Here is an 18,292-nt window from a genome sequence, read left to right on the forward strand (position 1 = left end):
CAGCTAGGGGGCAATATGATAAAAAATATAGATAAAAATGAAGCTCTCAGAGTTACCTTGACCATCACTGTATGCATGTTGGCAGGAAAATTACTCGACTTTAATTCCCCTGTTTACTTGGCCTTGTACCCTACAATTGTGATGACAAAAGGCAAAGACTATTCATGGCAGGGTTTGGTCAAAATGTTATTTCCAACATTCATCGCAGCTTCTTGTGCGCTTGTCATTGCTGAACTATTTCATGATCATCCTTTTATTATTTGGACGATCAGCCTGATCTTCTTTGATCAAATGCGTCGTCGTGCCGATACCCCAGCAAAACTCGGTGGCATGCTGATGCCCACCTTTAACTGGATTTTGATCATTGTGTTTTCACAGCACACCACTGCCGATATGCCAATGCGGATTCATGAGATTCTAATTTCGATGGCCATCACCATCTTGATTACAAAACTCATGATCGCCCTATTGCCAAAGACTGACCGTCCTTTTGTGCCAAATGGAAAACCCCCGGCTTTGAGTCCGCAAACCGTGACCTATCAAAATCGATTTGTTTCTTTAAGCTTAATAGGTTGTGGATTAGCATTTTTGATGATTGTCGATTTAATCTCGGCCACGTTCTGCATGGTGCCCGTTATAGCCGCAGCAACTCAGTTTACCCGAGAACATTTTCGCCAAGTCGTTGGACGAAGATTACTCACCCAAGTTGGAGGCTGTGCAATTGCAGTAATCTTTTCGCTGCTAATGGCTGGTCATCAAAACACCATTGGTTATTATGCATTGGGTTTAGGGGGATTAGTGTTTATGATTGCCAGTGCTATGGCTCAAGCACAAGGCGCCTCGCGAGACCTTCATGCTGACTCTTTATTGGCGACTATGCTGCCGATACAGCTCTATATGACAAGTACTTCACTAGGATTAGAAAGTACTTACCTACGTGCATGGGAACTCACCGTCACTTTAGGTATATTATTCATTCTTCATCAATTAACATCTTCACGAGATAGCGATGACCAAAGACATTACAGCCATTCCTGATCTGGATAACAATACCTCGTTTATTATGGGGCTCGCGTACAAACAATTTCGCACATTGGCTAATCAAAGGCTCGCTGCAGATTTCGATATCACACTAGAGATGCAAGGTGTGCTTCGTGTATTGGCGCATCTAGGTGAAGTACCGCAACAAACCTTAGCAGAGACGTTACACCGAGAACGCTCTGTTACTAAACGTCTGGTCGATAATTGTATTAAACGTGGCCTAGTCGAAGCTCGAAAAAGTGAAACCAACAAAAAAGCACGTTATTTAGCTTTAACAGAAAAAGGGACGAAGACAAAAGAACAGGCGAGTGTATGCATTCAAAAGGTCAATACTGATTACTACACCCCCTTGTCAGCCGACGAACAACAATTACTTCAAACCTTATGCAAAAAGCTAATTCAAGACAATATTATTTTGGGGAGCGATTAGCACCATCATTGCTAATCGATTAATAATCATAGGATTTTTCAAAGTGAGATGCACGGATAGAAAAATGCAGACAGTGGATAATCACGTTTATCTCTTTAATCTAGCCATTTAAAAAACAAGGAAGGTAGAACACCTTCCTGATTGATTTATCCTCAACCATGCTAACGTTTTCTCGCACCACAGGTCTGTTTACTGCTTGACCGTCGCTTTAACGGTACTTTTGAGATGATGCATAAATGGCTTAAAGTGAGGCATAAAATCACTAAACAATGGATGTTTACGGTTTTGCATCATTACTGGGCCTAATAAACGTAATGCCACGCCAACTTTCGTCGCTACGTTTTCATCTAGCCCACTACCGTGTTTTAACTTTTCGACAACGTTAAACACGTCTTCCCTATCCTGATAGGTAAATTGCAATGTTTTAGCGGCTGCTTGATCAGCGCTGATTTCTTCAATCGTAATGCGGTATACGTTATCTTTTCTCATTTTAGAAAGCATATTCAGTACCTTTTATATTAAAAATAGTTTTCAGTTAATTAACTTCTAAGAAAGCGTTCAATTTTCGGCTTTATTGTCATCGAGACAGTGACCATCAATGTGAGTGCGATAGGTAAAGCCGCCAACACCCCATTCAACCATGCCGTAAATAGCTCACTACTATTAGTAGCCATACCTACATTATTCAGTGCTGTTGATAGCGCCATTGCAGACTCCATGATCAAAGCCATCGCAACACCTACCACTAGGTTACGTTTGTTCTCTTCCAGCATTGGCAATAGCTTCTCAGCAGCTTTCGTTAGCAGTGTCATCACGAGAACACCAGCAGGCATGACAGTCACAGCAGTCACCAGAAAGGCACTTAACCAATCACTCAAAAAACTACTGGTATAGCCAAGGTTGATATAAGTCATCACGCCTGTGAGTGAACCGCCCATCAAAGTCATCATTGCGAATACGACAAGCACTTTATAAACAACAGGGGGTTTAGTTTGATCTGTCAACGTAGTGGTTAGAACAGCTTCAGCATTCATAGGCATCTCCAGACTTGAAACAGAGAATAATTAAGTTGATAATATCAACTATAAATAAATATAGTTGATAATGTCAACCAGATTATTGCAGAGGTTTACTGTGTCTGACCGAAAATCATTAGAAAGCTTGTTCCATTTAGCGCATTCACTAAAACGTCAAATGCATGATCATATTGAAGAAATGGAATTAGATATCGCACCAATGCATGTGCGCGTTTTGAAGATAATTAATATCAAAAATCGATGTACTGCTATCGACATCGCCCATTTATTAAATAGAGATAAAGCACAGGTCACTCGCCTGCTTAATACATTGATAAAGCAGGGCTATATAGTCAAAGAGCCAAATCCCGATGACAAAAGAAGCCAATGTTTACGCATCACCGCAGACGGCCTCAAGATCACCAACCAGATAACCAATATTGATAAGAAGATGTTTGAGCTACTGAGCAAAGATATATCGCAGGAGGAACTTGAAACGTTCGATCGCATTGCGTCAAAGATGGCTAGGAATCTAGCAAAGTAAAGCGGAACCGCAGACATTAGGCAGATAAAAGGGATTGATTATCAAATTATTTTTGTAAGTACCCAATTCTACGGCTACTTATTGCAGCATGCTCAGCTCCATGGTTGGTCAACTTAGCCCTCATTGAAGTGAACAAATGCACTATTGTGGTTTTGTTTCGCTTCTTTTGCACTGTACATAGCGGTATCGGCGGCAGACACAAGTGAATCTGTATCCGAGATAGTGCAACTACTAAAAGCGATACCAATAGACAGACCTACTTCTACGATATCACCATCAATTTCAATCGGCTTATGTACCTCATCAATAATTCTTTGGGCAACCTTGGACGCTGTGTCTTTAGTAATATTGTCGATCACAACAAGAAACTCATCACCACCGATGCGGGAACAGATGTCTGTTTTTTTGATATTTTTAGCTATACGCTTTGATACTATTTTCAATAAATGATCGCCAGCATTATGTCCAAACGTATCATTTACGTTTTTAAAGCCATTCATGTCCATAAAGAAGCAACACAATGTCTTATTAGACTTCATGCCCTTTTCTATCAATTCCTCACAATACTTCCTATTCACTAAGCCAGTAAGTGCATCTGTTCTCGAAATATGACGTGTTTTTCTCAAATTAAAGAGTGTTAATGCAAGCACAATAAAAAGGAAGAAAGATACCATCGCGACAATATAGTTAAACAGTATTGTTTTTTCGTCGCCATCTCTGCGTTCATTCAAAAACTCATCAAATTGGCTCCCCTTTAGCTGATAATGAACAACTCGCTCATACCCTCGCTGAATACGAGCTAGTGCATCGAATATCGCGGCAATATCCTCAGGATTACCGGATTCTTGCGCAACTAAATACACGTCATCTAGGTAATTAATCTCATCATCCAGCTCCGCTTTGGCTTTTTCTCTTAATGCCTTAAATACATGCGGACTCGTGGTCAAAAAGTCATACGTAACATAGATGAAATCTGTACCTCCGACTAAGTTCGTTGGATTTTTTTTATGACTAACCAACGCACTTTTTAGCCCAGATTCAACCTTGTAAATTTCTTTAATAAATTGCCACGATGCCCAGTAAGATGCTCTTGTTTCATCAACATAGCCAATAAATTGCGTTTCTTTTACTTGCTCTGCTGTTTGTATGGCTTTGAATACAGAAAATGAAACATACAGAAATGAAATAGTAAGAACCGCAAGTAACAGATTTCGCATACTTTACCTATTTGATGATTTCTATTTTATTGACAAACCAGACAAGATCATAAGTAATATCAAGCAGGTTATTACCTTTCTCTTCATCTGAAAAATCAAGGATAATCGTCAATGGGCCTTTTTGGCGAAGTGGCATTTTTCGCCCATTTTTATAGAATGCAAGGAAGTACGCTTTACTGATTAGCGTTTGCTGTGGGATCTCGATTTCATAATCATTAAGGGCATAAACCCTAATGCTTTGGATATCTCCAACCTGATAGCCAGCCTCGGCGATCAGTTGGTTCAAATAAATACCGTCGTATAAGTCTTTTTGCTTGGTCCAAGGCGTCATGGTCTCGATTTGATCATCGGCCAAACGATCTAAATCTTCGATCGAATACACGGATACATTATCCGATGTATTCGTCACAACACTTAGCACACTGGCAAAAACTGACAGAGGAAAAGACAATATAGCGAAAAGGATGAGAGTTATAGCTTTATTCTTGGACAAAATGCATTCTCTGGCGATAGCTTTTACCATTCTAACAATGATGCATCTAATGTTTCAAAAAAACAGAGATAAAAAACCAGTCCTCTCATAATCGCTATGCGTCCCACATAACATGACACTCAGCATCTTGCGCCGCTTTCAGCATCTCGATAAGAGGTATCGCCCGAATGGCAAGGCTGATTGGCGGTGACTGATCTAGGTCATCATCTTGATCATATTTCAATTTATCATCAGCATCTTGAATCGCTTGTTGTTGCAATTCCTGTTGCTTTAATTTCGCTATGTTTTGCTCTAAATGACGAAGTGCAGTAGGGATATCTTTCGCTTCAATCACACCTGGTACATTTTCACACAGCCCCATATAGTGTAGTAATTTCTGCGCAACATCGCCAAACATGGTGATATCACCGCTTATTTTGCTGTGAAATGTTATCAACATACTATTTCCCCATTTCAAGTTCTTTAGCTTTATCACGCTTAGCAAAACAATAGCCTGCAAGTACGCCAGCTAACGCTCCGAATAAGTGACTTTCAAAACTTATCCATTGATGAACAGGTAAGAATCCCCACACCATGGAACCGTAGAAAAACATGACAATCACACCAATCACTATCGACTTAATACTACGGTACATAAATGCATACATGAGCAAATACGCCCACAGACCATACACAATGCCACTTAAGCCAATATGGTAACTAGTACGACCAAACAACCATACACCTATACTGCTGATAGCCCAACTGATAACAAATACTGCAATTAATCGAGCACTTCCCGAACGACCAACAAGATAAGCTAATACTGCAAATGACAGTAAATTACTAATGAGGTGAGACCATGAACCATGCAGAAAAGGATACGCCACCAGCCCTGTGATATGGGTGATATGCCGCGGTAAAAGCCCATAATCATTCAAAGCACCACCGAGCAAAATATTTACAAGATGAACAACAATACACAATGCGGATACAAAGCCAATAAGCTTAATGGCATCTTTATCTTTCTGATTCAAAGAAGGTTCCTCTACCACTGATAGTACAAAGGCATTTACCTTTCTTTTTTTGCATCAAAAAGTGATAAGAAAGATAAACCGTTCTTATCACTATAGCGCGTTGATTCTTTACCAGAAAGATTGGCGTTCTTGATAATCGTATTGTTTGGAGGCATCACTCTCTAATGACTGACGCTGTCGCTTACCTGCAATAAAGAAATTTTTACCTAATAGTAAGCGGATTTGACTAAGGGTTTCACGTGCTAGCAACATCCGTTCACTGCTTAACCAACTACGGTTAGTCGAATGTTTAATTGCAGCAATCGCATCTGGAGAGGCTTGAGATATTTGTTGGCAAAATGCATGTGCCGCAGCAAGGGGATTATCATGAACAGCGGTGATCAATCCTAATTCTTTCGCAGCCTTTCCCGACACTATGTCGCCAGTCATGGTTAATTGCATGGCAACATCACGACCGACGATCTCACGTAAACTCAGTAAGCCGCCCATATCAGGCACCAATCCCCATCGAACTTCCATTATAGATAGCTCTGTCGTTTCAGTAGCAAAACGCAGATCTGCACCAAGGGCAATTTGTAAGCCACCACCATAGCAACGCCCTTCAAGCACTGCGATAACAGGCACTGGCATCGCTCGCCAATTTCGAGAAACACGCTGCGCTAAGTTGGCATTTCCTGGCAACCACTTCGCAAGCAACTTCAGCGCTTTAGCTTTAGAGGTAGCAACACTCTTAATGTCTAACCCACTGCTGAAATTCCCATTTGCCCCTTTCACAATTACGGCGCGAATATCGCGACGTTTAATCAAGGAGCGGCTCACCGCATCAAGCTCTTGAAACATCTCCATATCTAGCGCATTGAGTTTATCGGGGCGATTTAGCGTCACTGTGACAATGCCATTTACCTCTTCGACGGCTAACTTATTCCATGTCATGTCTATTCCCTTTATCTGGTCTGTCCAGATTAGAGACTAGCACCAATTCTTTAAGCAGGATATGGAGGTTGACCACTGTTTGATATTTAAACAGTTGTAGGCTGGCTCTTCCGCAATCAACAAAAGGCATAAATGCGACAAACGCGCTACGTTTACGTTGATTATTTGCACAGTTAGAATTATTGCCATAGAAAACGTTTGCTTAATGCAACTAACTGCGTAAACTCAGCGCTGAATTCTAATGTAACTAATGTAATAGTCATGCTCAAAACATGTTTACGGCCATTAGGGATTTTAGCGACGGTACTTAGCCTCGTCGCATGTCAGGGAGACAACAAGCTCGATTTAGAGTCACTTAATGTGGCTAATATTAACCAATTCAACGCTTCCTCGCGCGGCTATGTCATTACCGAACATAATGATTTGTTGGCAATACCCGAGTTTATCCAAGAGATCCATCGCTTAAGCGCATCACTTGCTGATCAACATTGGTTAAAAAACCCAAAGTTTATTGCACAAGCGAATAGCCTTAGAGTACATTTTCAAGCCAGTGAATTGCATGAAGCAAAAATTTTTATCGCTGCACTTGATGAAGCTATCTCTCAATACTCATCTAACATTGCCAAAGTCAACGCTCTCGCTAACGTCAAGCAGCGGGAAATTGATGCTGATCTCATTGCCTACCAGGCAACACTCAATGACCTTGAGCATACCTTAGCTATCCTAAAAACACCGATCCATGAATACGAAACACGGTTAGATAAACTCTCTGGCGCTATCGCTGATGAGTCTCGTCATTTCGCTAGGTTGAGAAACGATTTTCAGGCTTCATTCCGAGAACTAGATTCTGATGATCATCCAATGGCCTATGACATACGCTTTAGCTATGTTCAACAACCTCGATCTATGTGCAGTCGTTTTGATGAAATGCGTGAATTAATCACTACCATCGACGAGGGCTGTACCTACGTAAATAGAGAGGAGTTACTCGATGAAATATCAACGACGTCTCACCCTCAAGCTGAGCAACTCATCGACTATTACGCCCCTCTGCTGTGGCTGTCTATGACAAAACTCAGTGGCTTCTTTGATACAAATTACAACACACAGTTCTTTCCACATAATCTTCGCCACCTGCATGCAAAAACTAAAATTGCGCTGAACGAGAAGCGTATATTAATGCAGGGTAATACCCATGAGTTGCTGGAAGACTACGAGTATCGCCTTGCTCAGTTAAAAAACGAACATGCTCGGAATATCCCATATGATTTTGTTGATGAGCAATTTACAGTTGATACTAACAGTGATGCTTTCGTTCATTACTTCGAGCAATATGCCGCTGAGAACAACTACTCGTTATATCAACCCATTGACCGATTTAAAGAGTTGATTAATGATCAGGCAGCCATCAAACAATTCACGTCAGCGTATGCTAAAAAAACACTAAGTAACTACCCAGCCACCTTAACATTTCAAGTAACAGGCCGTGGTTACTACAATGTTCCTTCAAGAGAAAAAGCAATCGGCATTATTTTCGACTTCTACCATAGCGAGCAGCACATGATTTTATGTAATCGCGCACGCGAAGACCTTCCCGTGATTGTGACAGAACACACCGCAGATTTTCATCACATTGAAGGGGTTTCCTTGGTAACAGAATTAGATCGACGTTTACAAGCCTTCATTCTCAGTTAACGACTACACGACTTAAAAGTCTTACGATTGAGACAACAGCCAAGGATTGGCTAATCAATACTTTCTTAGTATCAATTTTATGGATTAATAATGGGAAAGTTTCATGGAACAAAAAGTCTTAATCGCTGACACCCAAGCCATCTTGGATGCCTTTTTAGATAACGGCTTACATCGTGATCATACTATCTACTGTCAATTTCCACATTGTACAAAGAACAACGATGAACAACGTTTATTCGAAGCGCAATACATCGAATTTAATGACGGTTATAGCTGCAGTAAAAATTGGAAAATGCTCTAGCATCTCTTTATTTAAGCCATTGCTATACTCATAACGTATCTACATGACATCCCTTGTCTCTAGTTTCAAAGCGAGGTGCCAGCATGAATAACGTTCTTTCTTGCGTATTTTGTTGTGCGTTACTGGGTAGCCTTATTGCCTGTACTGCTGATGTATCAACAGATTACGATAAGCAAACTAACTACGCACAATTCAAAACATATCAGTTTGCTGTACAGCCTGATGATGACTCAACATCACTAGATGCTGTTCGTGTGGAAAGTGCTATCACTCGTGAATTACAAACCCATGGATTAACATTAAGCAAAGATAAAGCTGCCGATGTCACTATTCGTCATGCGATTCAAAGCCAATCCGACTATCAATCTAGCGGAACATCGTTTGGTTTTGGGTATGGGTTTAATAACGTAGGGATTGGTGTCAGCACGCCAACACAATATAAAGAATACAAATACGGTAAGCTGATTGTGGAGATGGTGGCAACCAATAGTAACCAAGTAGTTTGGCGATCGGTTTCACAACGTAAGTTGAAAGAAACCATGTCGCCAGATGACAGAGAAGCTTTCATTGACGAACAAATTGGTGAAATGTTTAAGAACTACCCGCCACAATAATACTGGCGCTATTGTGTGTTTTTGTATTCACTTTCACCTTACATATACCATATAAAAAACCCAGCAAAATATGCTGGGTTTATAATTTACGGTATACCACTTTAAAGCATTATGCGTTACGACGCTTTTCTACATCGGCAGCTAACTGACGTAACACCGTTTCAGTGTCTTCCCAACCAATGCATGCATCAGTAATACTTTGACCATAAGTGCCCTTCTCGCCTTCAGCCAAATCTTGACGACCTTCAACTAGGTGGCTTTCAATCATCACACCAAAGATAGCTTTGTTACCTTGAGCAACTTGCCCACCAACATCTTCCGAAACAACAAGTTGACGCTTGAATTGTTTCAGACTATTCGCATGACTGAAATCAACCATGACTTTTTGACGGTGACCTGCTTTATCAAGCTGCTCAGTAACAGCATTCACATCCGCTTCACTGTAGTTAGGCTCTTTACCACCACGAAGGATGATATGGCAATCTTCATTACCAGCCGTTGAAACAATTGCAGAATGACCATATTTGGTTACTGATAAAAAGTGGTGTGGCGCACTGGCTGAACCAATCGCGTCTGTAGCAATTTTGATATTACCATCAGTACCATTTTTAAAGCCGACTGGACATGAAAGGCCAGATGACAATTCACGGTGCACTTGCGATTCTGTAGTACGTGCACCAATGGCGCCCCAACTGATCAAATCACCCATGTATTGCGGTGTAATCATATCAAGGAACTCACCCGCCGTTGGCATACCCATGTCAGTCAGATCAAGCAGTAGCTTACGACCAATGCGCAAACCATCATTAAGCTTAAAGCTACCATCCATGTATGGGTCGTTAATAAGGCCTTTCCAACCTACAGTGGTACGTGGTTTTTCGAAGTAAACACGCATCACAATTTCAAGGTTACCCTTCAATTCATCACGCAGCGTTTTGAGTTTCTTGCCATATTCGATAGCCGCTTCGGTATCGTGAATAGAACAGGGACCAACAATAACCAGTAAACGGTCATCGTTGTCATTCAGAATATTGTGGATGGCTTTACGGGCTTCAAACACCGTTTCTGACGCCGTTTCGGTAGCCGGAAACTTCTCTAAGACGGCAACTGGTGGTAATAGTTCTTTTACTTCGCGGATGCGAACATCATCTGTTTTATGCATTATTTTAACTTCCCGTGTAACATCTTCAACAAGTGCTCTCTTGCTGCTTTTTTCATCCAGTCGTTTTAACTTATCGCCTTCATCCGCATTGTGCAATTGCTTATTGAAAGAAAATTACAGTTTATTTCTAACAAAAAGCAGATTATTGCATTACATACTTACGATGTTTTTTATCAATTGGCCCTAAGTTGTATTTTTATCGTCCAAATGTGCCGTCTATCTTTGAAATATCACCATCAAAGCAATAACATGACATAAACAAACTCTAAAAAAATTAGGAACATCGCTTGGCTAAAGAGGCATTAATTGCTTTCGAGCAAGTAGATAAATGGTACGGCAACTTTCATGCTCTCAAGTCGATAGATTTGACTATCAATCATGGTGAGCGCTTAGTTATTTGCGGACCATCCGGCTCAGGTAAATCAACGTTAATCAGGTGTATTAATGGCCTTGAAAAGTATGATTCAGGCCTTATTACCGTTGCTGGGAAAAAACTCGATTCAAAGCACTTGCAAACTATTCGCGGCAAAGTTGGGATGGTTTTCCAACATTTTAACCTTTTCCCTCATCTCACTGTGCTCGAAAATCTGACTCTCGCACCTAAGCGAGTATTAAAGCTTTCCACCCGAGATGCCAACGCACTCGCCAGAGAGTATTTAGAGCGTGTTCATATAGGTCATCAAGCCGATAAATACCCAGCCCAGCTTTCAGGCGGCCAACAACAACGTGTCGCTATTGCTCGCTCACTTTGTATGAAACCTGATATTTTGCTTTTCGATGAACCAACCTCAGCTTTAGACCCTGAAATGATCCGCGAAGTGCTGGACGTTATGAAAGAACTCGCCAATGAAGGGATCACCATGGTGTGTGTCACACATGAAATGGGGTTTGCACGCCAAGTTGCCGATCGCGTTGTTTTTATGGACGAAGGCGAAATTGTTGAAGTCGCACCACCAGCACAACTTTTTGATGCGCCACAGCATGCCCGTACCCAACAATTTCTTGAACAAATTCTGAGTTATTAACGCGCCAATGAAGACTTATTTCGCAACAACTGTGCGTATTCTCAAGCCTGTGGCCTCAGGCGTATTACAGATCGCGGTCATTGGCCTTGCCATCTATTGGCTACTACAAAGCGGTGCTGATGCGATGAATTATCGCTGGCAATGGTATCGTATTCCACAATACTTATGGTTTGTTGAAGATGGCGAATGGTTTCCGGCTGAATTACTGGAAGGTTTACTTGTCACTCTAAAGATTTCAGCCGTTAGCCTTATCTTTACCTTAGTTATAGGTTTAACCACAGCACTACTTAGGCTCTCAGACTCAGTTGTCGGACGCGGCATTGCACGTACCTATATCGAACTGATTCGAAATACCCCACTACTAGTACAAATATACTTACTCTACTTTGTATTTGGACCCGTACTAGGATTAGAGCGATTTACAACAGCAGTATTAGCGCTTTCGCTTTTTCAGGGCGCTTATACCGCAGAGATATTTCGTGCTGGCTTAACAAGCCTTTCTCGTGGTCAATTCGAAGCAAGCCAAAGCCTAGGGCTATCAAACACAGACAGTTATCGCTTTGTCATTTTGCCGCAGGTTATTCGTCGAATTTTGCCCCCACTCACAAATGAAACTGTTTCCTTGGTAAAAAATTCTTCTATTGTCAGCGTTATGGCTATTTTTGATTTAACCACAGAAGGACGGAATATTGTGGCCGATACTGCGATGCCCTTTGAAGTTTGGTTTACCGTCGCAGCCGTTTACCTGTGTATCACCTTAGTGCTGTCTGGTTTTGCAGCATGGCTAGGACATAAGCTTAACGTGCCTAGCCACTAAACTTTTGAACCATTAAATTTTCACTTAGAAACATCTAGTAAAAACAGATAAACCCCTGATAAAAAATTAAAAGCGACACACTATGAAAGTAATTTACTTACGGAGAAAGGATGCATGAAACGATTATTTGCTGCTTTTTTAGCAATGTTTGCGCTCATGATGAGCACTCAATCTCTAGCGGCTGATAAAAGCACGTTAGTGGATATTAAAGAACGCGGTACGTTACGTGTTGGGTTGTCAACTTTTGTCCCCTGGGCAATGCGAGATAAACAAGGCGAACTGATCGGCTTTGAAGTTGATGTTGCGCGTCGCTTAGCGAAAGATGCTGGTTTGAAAGTGGAATTTATTCCTACAGCATGGGATGGCATCATTCCTGCTCTGCTCGCTGGCAAATTTGATGTCATTATTGGCGGCTTATCGATTACGCCTCAACGTAATATGAGTGTGTTGTTTACAGCACCTTATGCACACTCTGGTGTACAGCTTGCTGCAAACAAAACCATGGCTGATGGTAAATCCGCTATTGCAGATTTCAACAAGCGCAGTGTGACATTAGCAGTACGTCGTGGTGCATTCACGGTACAAACCGCGAAAAAATACTTCCCTAAAGCCAAGCTTCGCCAGTTTGATGATGACGCTCAAGCATTCCAAGAAGTCTTAAACGGTAATGCCCATGCCGTACTCGCGTCTTCACCAAAACCCGAGCAAATGTCCATTCAATACAACGAGAAGCTTTATATCCCATTAACCGATCGTCTTGATCGTGGTTCAGAAGCATTTGCGATTCGTCACGGTGAATTCGATCTGCTGAACTTCTTTAATAACTGGATCCTACTTCGTACTGAAGATGGCTGGCTCAAAGAACGTCACGACTACTGGTTCACTACTCTGGACTGGCAAAACGCGGTTGCTGAAGGACAATAACATTGGCAATAATGCAATCCAATAACATACAGGCACCACGTGTGCCTGTATGGAAAAAACTCAACAAGCTCGACTTTGCACTGCTAACAATGCTAGCGGTGTTCGCGACTTGGCTTGCTTACCGTTCGGCTATTGGCGTCCATTACCAATGGAATTGGTCACGCGCTTTTGACCTCATTTTTACCTCAGGAAAAAGTGGTGAGCTGCCGTATTTTTTTCAAGGCTTTATAGCAACGTTGCGCTTAAGCTTATGGGGGATCTTGTTTGCTGGTATCTTGGGGCTATTACTCGGCTTAGCCAGACGTTCTTCATTCACGTTATTGCGTTTACCTGCTCAAGCTTATATTCAATTAGTGAGAAACATTCCACCCTTGGTTTTTGTTTTCATCTTCTACTTTTTTATCTCCAGCCAGCTCGTACCTGCCATTGGCCTTGCCGATGTATTACGTCATCACGATGGTGATATTAATGCCTTCCAAGCTTTTCTTTTTGGCCCTACCGCCCTATGGGAAAATGTCTTTTCAGGGGTGCTGTGTGTGGGCTTAATTTCAGCGGCCTACATTGCGGAAATTGTACGTTCAGGCATTGATAATATAGCCAAAGGGCAATGGGAAGCGGCAAATTCACTGGGATTAACTGGGTGGGATCGCTTTCGTTATGTGATTTTCCCACAAGCACTAACAGGAATAGTACCGCCTCTTGCTGGCCAATTTATTTCTCTTGTTAAAGACTCATCGATTATTTCATTAATCTCAATTCAAGAGCTCACTTTTGTGGGTAGTGAAATAGCAAATTCCTCTGGGCTTATCTTTGAAATTTGGCTACTCGTTGGCGCAGGGTATCTCATTTTGTGTCTTGGCTTATCTCTCATGTTTTCTCACCTAGAAACACGTAGCCAACGCCACCTTCAACGATAAGAAAGCCATAACATTCGGCGTTAATTTCCTTCTAGCAGCGTAAGCTCAAATATCTTGCGCTGCTTACCCACTCTCCCCCTTCATCTCCTATCCTTGCCTTGCCTTGCCTTGCCTTTGATAACTTTTATCTATCAAAACCATAAATTAATACGAATATCTTTATTAACGCATCCCTTCTATTCTAAAACCATAGATTTTCAATGGAACAAAGCAATGAGCAAGAGTGCGTTAATAGTGGAAGGTGGTGCTATGCGAGGTATCTTCGCCAGTGGTGTGTTAGACGCCTTCATGGAAGAAGATTTTTTACCTTACGATTTTGCTATCGGTGTATCCGCAGGTGCTTCAAACCTCGTTGGCTACTTATCTCACGCACCGCTGCGCAGTTTTAATGTCATTACTACCATGGCCACGGACAGAGCCTTTTTTAATCCTGCTCGATTTGCCAAAGGTGGCAACCTAGTTGATGTGAAGTGGCTTTGGGAAGAATCTAACAATCGATACCCTTTTGATAGCGACAAGCTTTTCTCAACAATCCCACTTTATGCAGCCGTTACCAATATCGACACAGGCAATGCTGATTATTATCAGGTAAAGCCAAATACACTATCGAAAATAATTGAAGCAACAACCGCACTACCAATCGCCTACCGTGAAACTCCTTGCTTTTCAGGTGGCTGTTATACCGATGGCGGTGTCGCTGATTCTATTCCAGTGAAAGAAGCATACCGACAAGGTGCTAGAGATATTACGGTGATCTTGTCACACCCTCTGAGCTATGAAATGAAGCCAGCAAAATACCCTTGGTTACTGAAAAAATTACTCTCTCGCTACCCTAACATTGCTGAATCTATGGCAGTGAGAGCGAGTAACTATAATCAATCACTGAACTTCATTCGCAACCCTCCCAGTGATGCGCAAATCCGAGTGATCGCACCGCCTGAAGATTTTGCCATTAAGCGGCTGACAATGGATAAGGCATTACTTAACACAGGATATGAGATGGGTAAAAAGGCAGGCGAAGAACACCTTGCGATTCAAAGGGGCAGCTATGGCTTACATGATGAAAATTGCCATTTCTGTTTCTAACGAAACATTGTTTATACGCTGAAAAGATTACGTGTCATTTTTCATAAGAAATAACAATTACATTCATTACCAAAATGTACAGTCGTTAGCATCATCAATCCGATATAACGTCAAAGTACACCCTACAAGTAGAAGGAATTAGCCATGAGTAAGAAATTAACAACAGCGGCGGGTTGCCCTGTCGCCCACAACCAAAACGTGCAAACAGCAGGAAAGAGAGGCCCTCAACTGTTACAAGATGTGTGGTTTCTAGAAAAGCTCGCTCACTTTGATCGTGAAGTGATCCCAGAGCGCCGCATGCACGCAAAAGGCTCAGGTGCCTATGGTACGTTTACGGTAACTCACGATATTACTCAATATACCAAAGCCAAAATTTTCTCTGACATTGGGAAAAAAACTGACCTTTTCGCTCGCTTTACCACAGTAGCTGGTGAACGCGGCGCAGCAGATGCTGAGCGTGATATCCGCGGGTTTGCCCTCAAGTTTTACACCGAGGAAGGTAACTGGGATCTAGTGGGCAATAATACGCCTGTGTTCTTTTTACGTGATCCACTGAAGTTTCCAGATCTAAACCACGCTGTTAAACGCGACCCACGCACCAATATGCGCAGTGCAAAAAACAACTGGGATTTTTGGACATCGTTGCCTGAAGCGTTACACCAAATCACCATTGTAATGAGTGACCGTGGTATTCCAGCCACTTACCGCCATATGCATGGTTTTGGTAGTCATACCTTTAGCTTCATCAATAGTGACAACGAACGTTTCTGGGTTAAATTCCACTTTAAGTCTCAGCAAGGTATTAAAAACTTGTCTGACGCTGAAGCCGAGAAAATCATTGGGCAAGATCGTGAAAGCCATCACCGTGATCTGCTTGAAAGCATCGATAATCAAGATTTCCCTAAATGGACATTGCACATTCAGATCATGCCAGAAGATGATGCCTCTAAGGTGTCATATAACCCATTTGATCTTACAAAAATATGGCCACATAAAGACTACCCATTAATTGAAGTGGGTGAACTAGAGCTAAACCGTAATCCAGAAAACTTCTTTGCTGAAGTCGAACAATCCGCGTTCAACCCAGCAAGTGTGGTTCCAGGAATCAGCTTCTCACCAGACAAAATGCTACAAGGGCGTTTGTTCTCATACGGTGATGCACAACGTTATCGTTTAGGTGTTAACCACCACAGTATCCCAGTGAATGCTCCTCGCTGCCCTGTTCATAGCTACCACCGTGACGGTGCGATGCGTGTCGATGGCAACCATGGCGGGACATTAGGCTACGAGCCAAATGATCAAGGTGAATGGGCAGAACAACCAGACTTCTCTGAGCCGCCGCTAAGTTTAGACGGCGCAGCTGCACACTGGGATCACCGAGAAGATGATGATTACTTTAGCCAACCGGGTGATTTGTTCCGCTTAATGACGCCAGAGAAACAAGCGATTCTGTTCGATAACACGGCGCGTAATCTGCAAGGTGTACCCGAAGAGATTCAAATCCGCCACTTAACACACTGTTATAAAGCCGATCCAGCTTATGGCGATGGCATCGCGAAATTACTAGGAATTGGTGCAAGTAAATACCAAGATAAGTAACAGGCATTATTCTTCATAACGTCTCGGTATAACGCAATATTGGCAACCAAAGTGGTTGCCAATATTATTTCGACCACGGATTCTTTCCCTGTTATTTCACTCTTGAACCGCGTTATCTTTCTTGCCGTCAACCATTCCAAAGCAGCATAATTATCCGTACCAGGACTCATAAAAATGAGACCCTCCCCTCAGAATAAGAACCGTCGTATAAAAACCATACTGCATTGTCATACAAACTTAGCTAGCCATCACAATTTTCGCCCTGCAAATTATCTATATTGCATTTCGCATTAGACCTAAATAAAAACCAAACCAGATTGGTGCTTAAAATGAATAAAACACTTCTTGCCTTAGCCTTGGGTGGCTTACTTAGCTTTTCCTCTACGACTGTTATTGCATCTTCTCAAGAAAGTATTCAATCAAATGTTGAATACAGCCAATTCACTTCTAAACGTCAAGTTGTTGATCAACTCTTAAGTGACGCTGTCACGGCCTTTAAATCACCAGCACGTATTTCTCATGCTGGCTTTACTGCAAAAATGCCAAGTAATATGGAGGTGGTAACAAACCGCCTACTCGAGGCCTATCAGCTTGAACCTTATCGCACTGATCTCTTGATCTCTGCTGCTAATGCTCAGATCTATAACAAAAATGCTGATCGTGCTATTGCCCTATTTGAACAAGTGTTAGATGTGGCACCGCAAGATGTCGATGCGCACAGTTACCTTGCGGTATGGCAACACTTTAATGGTAACGAAGCTGAATCACAAAAACACATGAACACATTAAAAGACCTGAATGAAGGCCGAGCGGCTGATATTCAACGTATTTTTGATACAGTGAATCGTATTGTTGCTACACCGCTAAAAGAGACCTTAGGCAAAGAGCATAAGGGCAATACCGCCATCATCACATTAGGTTATGCGCTTAATCCTGATGGCAGCATGCATGAGATTTTGATTCAGCGTTTAGAAAAGACGTTAGAGTTTGCAAAAAAACAGCCTAATTCAATGATAGTGCTTACCGGTGGCGTACCGAAAAACCACAAGACCGAAGGCAAGTTAATGGCTGACTGGTTGGTTAAGCACGGCATTGCGCGAGACCGTATTATTGAAGATAACTATGCTCGCAGCACAGTAGAAAATGCACTGTATAGTAGCTATGCACTGGCTCGCCATGACATAGACCACGCCACAATCATCAGTTCAGCGAGCCATGTCCGTCGTGGTCAAACATTGTTTGAAATTGCAAGCTGGCAGACAGGCCCGAAAGACATTACGTTCGATACAGTGTCCGCTGCAGATAAGCCATTAGATGATTTGAAAGTGCCAAGCAAAGGTGAATTGCTAGGTATTTATCGCGACGCATTACGCACATATGGTATGTGGAGTTACCGCTCGTACCCATTAGAGCAACGATAAGTATCGGATTATACCAATAAACAAAAAAGCCTCGCATCAAT

General features: G+C 42.0%; 21 protein-coding genes. 13 read left to right on the forward strand and 8 right to left on the reverse strand.

Going from position 1 to position 18,292, the window contains the following annotated elements; genetic code table 11:
• Positions 1-15 precede the first annotated feature (15 nt).
• Together OCU87_RS21780 and OCU87_RS21785 are read left to right on the forward strand one after the other, a co-directional pair.
• Positions 16-1,038: a DUF2955 domain-containing protein gene (locus OCU87_RS21780; protein WP_261858474.1), complete on the forward strand. Its 1,023-nt coding sequence runs from the start codon at positions 16-18 to the stop codon at positions 1,036-1,038.
• On the forward strand, positions 1,010-1,471 hold the full coding sequence (locus OCU87_RS21785; protein WP_261858475.1) for a MarR family winged helix-turn-helix transcriptional regulator: 462 nt from the start codon (positions 1,010-1,012) through the stop codon (positions 1,469-1,471). The genes OCU87_RS21780 and OCU87_RS21785 overlap by 29 nt, the downstream gene beginning before the upstream one ends.
• A 189-nt stretch (positions 1,472-1,660) precedes the next feature.
• On the opposite strand, the gene OCU87_RS21790 is transcribed toward OCU87_RS21785, so the two are convergent.
• Both OCU87_RS21790 and OCU87_RS21795 read right to left on the reverse strand, forming a co-directional pair.
• Positions 1,661-1,972 carry a DUF3861 domain-containing protein gene (locus OCU87_RS21790; protein WP_261858476.1) on the reverse strand — a complete coding sequence of 104 codons (312 nt, stop codon included), beginning with the start codon at positions 1,970-1,972 and terminating at the stop codon, positions 1,661-1,663.
• A gap of 38 nt (positions 1,973-2,010) precedes the next feature.
• On the reverse strand, positions 2,011-2,505 hold the full coding sequence (locus tag OCU87_RS21795) for a DUF2798 domain-containing protein (protein ID WP_261858477.1): 495 nt from the start codon (positions 2,503-2,505) through the stop codon (positions 2,011-2,013).
• 100 nt (positions 2,506-2,605) lie between these two features.
• Between OCU87_RS21795 and OCU87_RS21800 the strand changes: the two genes are divergently transcribed.
• Positions 2,606-3,031 carry a MarR family winged helix-turn-helix transcriptional regulator gene (locus OCU87_RS21800; protein WP_261858478.1) on the forward strand — a complete coding sequence of 142 codons (426 nt, stop codon included), beginning with the start codon at positions 2,606-2,608 and terminating at the stop codon, positions 3,029-3,031.
• A 113-nt stretch (positions 3,032-3,144) separates the two neighbouring features.
• On the opposite strand, the gene OCU87_RS21805 is transcribed toward OCU87_RS21800, so the two are convergent.
• The 5 genes from OCU87_RS21805 to OCU87_RS21825 form a co-directional block, all read right to left on the reverse strand.
• Positions 3,145-4,248 carry a GGDEF domain-containing protein gene (locus OCU87_RS21805; protein WP_062687642.1) on the reverse strand — a complete coding sequence of 368 codons (1,104 nt, stop codon included), beginning with the start codon at positions 4,246-4,248 and terminating at the stop codon, positions 3,145-3,147.
• Positions 4,249-4,255: 7 nt separating this feature from the next.
• Positions 4,256-4,657 (reverse strand): hypothetical protein, encoded by a 402-nt coding sequence (locus tag OCU87_RS21810; RefSeq protein ID WP_157072499.1) that lies wholly within the window; start codon positions 4,655-4,657, stop codon positions 4,256-4,258.
• A gap of 178 nt (positions 4,658-4,835) precedes the next feature.
• Complete coding sequence (locus OCU87_RS21815) at positions 4,836-5,180, reverse strand: DUF1840 domain-containing protein (protein ID WP_261858479.1); 345 nt, start codon at positions 5,178-5,180, stop codon at positions 4,836-4,838.
• A gap of 1 nt (position 5,181) precedes the next feature.
• A complete protein-coding gene (locus OCU87_RS21820; protein WP_062687639.1) occupies positions 5,182-5,757 on the reverse strand; it encodes a rhomboid family intramembrane serine protease in 576 nt (191 codons plus the stop codon).
• A gap of 108 nt (positions 5,758-5,865) precedes the next feature.
• Complete coding sequence (locus OCU87_RS21825; protein ID WP_062687638.1) at positions 5,866-6,690, reverse strand: crotonase/enoyl-CoA hydratase family protein; 825 nt, start codon at positions 6,688-6,690, stop codon at positions 5,866-5,868.
• Positions 6,691-6,951: 261 nt separating this feature from the next.
• Here OCU87_RS21825 and OCU87_RS21830 point away from each other — a divergent pair, with 261 nt between their 5' ends.
• From OCU87_RS21830 to OCU87_RS21840, 3 genes are all read left to right on the forward strand, one after another.
• Positions 6,952-8,385: a hypothetical protein gene (locus tag OCU87_RS21830; protein WP_157072498.1), complete on the forward strand. Its 1,434-nt coding sequence runs from the start codon at positions 6,952-6,954 to the stop codon at positions 8,383-8,385.
• Positions 8,386-8,488: 103 nt separating this feature from the next.
• The gene (locus OCU87_RS21835; protein ID WP_062687636.1) at positions 8,489-8,686 is read left to right on the forward strand and encodes a hypothetical protein; all 198 of its coding nucleotides are present in this window, start codon (positions 8,489-8,491) and stop codon (positions 8,684-8,686) included.
• A gap of 83 nt (positions 8,687-8,769) precedes the next feature.
• Positions 8,770-9,300 (forward strand): DUF4136 domain-containing protein, encoded by a 531-nt coding sequence (locus OCU87_RS21840; RefSeq protein WP_062687635.1) that lies wholly within the window; start codon positions 8,770-8,772, stop codon positions 9,298-9,300.
• 109 nt (positions 9,301-9,409) lie between these two features.
• On the opposite strand, the gene aroG is transcribed toward OCU87_RS21840, so the two are convergent.
• The gene (gene aroG / locus OCU87_RS21845) at positions 9,410-10,462 is read right to left on the reverse strand and encodes a 3-deoxy-7-phosphoheptulonate synthase AroG (protein WP_062687789.1); all 1,053 of its coding nucleotides are present in this window, start codon (positions 10,460-10,462) and stop codon (positions 9,410-9,412) included.
• 287 nt (positions 10,463-10,749) lie between these two features.
• On the opposite strand from aroG, the gene OCU87_RS21850 reads away from it, so the two are divergent.
• From OCU87_RS21850 to OCU87_RS21880, 7 genes are all read left to right on the forward strand, one after another.
• Positions 10,750-11,487 carry an amino acid ABC transporter ATP-binding protein gene (locus OCU87_RS21850; protein ID WP_062687634.1) on the forward strand — a complete coding sequence of 246 codons (738 nt, stop codon included), beginning with the start codon at positions 10,750-10,752 and terminating at the stop codon, positions 11,485-11,487.
• Positions 11,488-11,494: 7 nt separating this feature from the next.
• Positions 11,495-12,304: an amino acid ABC transporter permease gene (locus OCU87_RS21855; protein ID WP_261858480.1), complete on the forward strand. Its 810-nt coding sequence runs from the start codon at positions 11,495-11,497 to the stop codon at positions 12,302-12,304.
• Between the two features lie 114 nt (positions 12,305-12,418).
• Complete coding sequence (locus OCU87_RS21860; protein ID WP_062687632.1) at positions 12,419-13,228, forward strand: transporter substrate-binding domain-containing protein; 810 nt, start codon at positions 12,419-12,421, stop codon at positions 13,226-13,228.
• An 11-nt stretch (positions 13,229-13,239) separates the two neighbouring features.
• Positions 13,240-14,145, forward strand: a complete 906-nt coding sequence (locus tag OCU87_RS21865; RefSeq protein ID WP_261859350.1) for an amino acid ABC transporter permease — start codon at positions 13,240-13,242, stop codon at positions 14,143-14,145.
• A gap of 213 nt (positions 14,146-14,358) precedes the next feature.
• Positions 14,359-15,231 (forward strand): patatin-like phospholipase family protein, encoded by an 873-nt coding sequence (locus tag OCU87_RS21870; protein ID WP_062687630.1) that lies wholly within the window; start codon positions 14,359-14,361, stop codon positions 15,229-15,231.
• A 144-nt stretch (positions 15,232-15,375) separates the two neighbouring features.
• Complete coding sequence (locus OCU87_RS21875) at positions 15,376-16,830, forward strand: catalase (RefSeq protein WP_261858481.1); 1,455 nt, start codon at positions 15,376-15,378, stop codon at positions 16,828-16,830.
• 329 nt (positions 16,831-17,159) lie between these two features.
• A complete protein-coding gene (locus OCU87_RS21880; protein WP_062687629.1) occupies positions 17,160-18,251 on the forward strand; it encodes an ElyC/SanA/YdcF family protein in 1,092 nt (363 codons plus the stop codon).
• Positions 18,252-18,292 lie beyond the last annotated feature (41 nt).

The sequence above is a fragment of the Photobacterium sanguinicancri genome (assembly GCF_024346675.1).
Lineage (GTDB): Bacteria > Pseudomonadota > Gammaproteobacteria > Enterobacterales > Vibrionaceae > Photobacterium > Photobacterium sanguinicancri.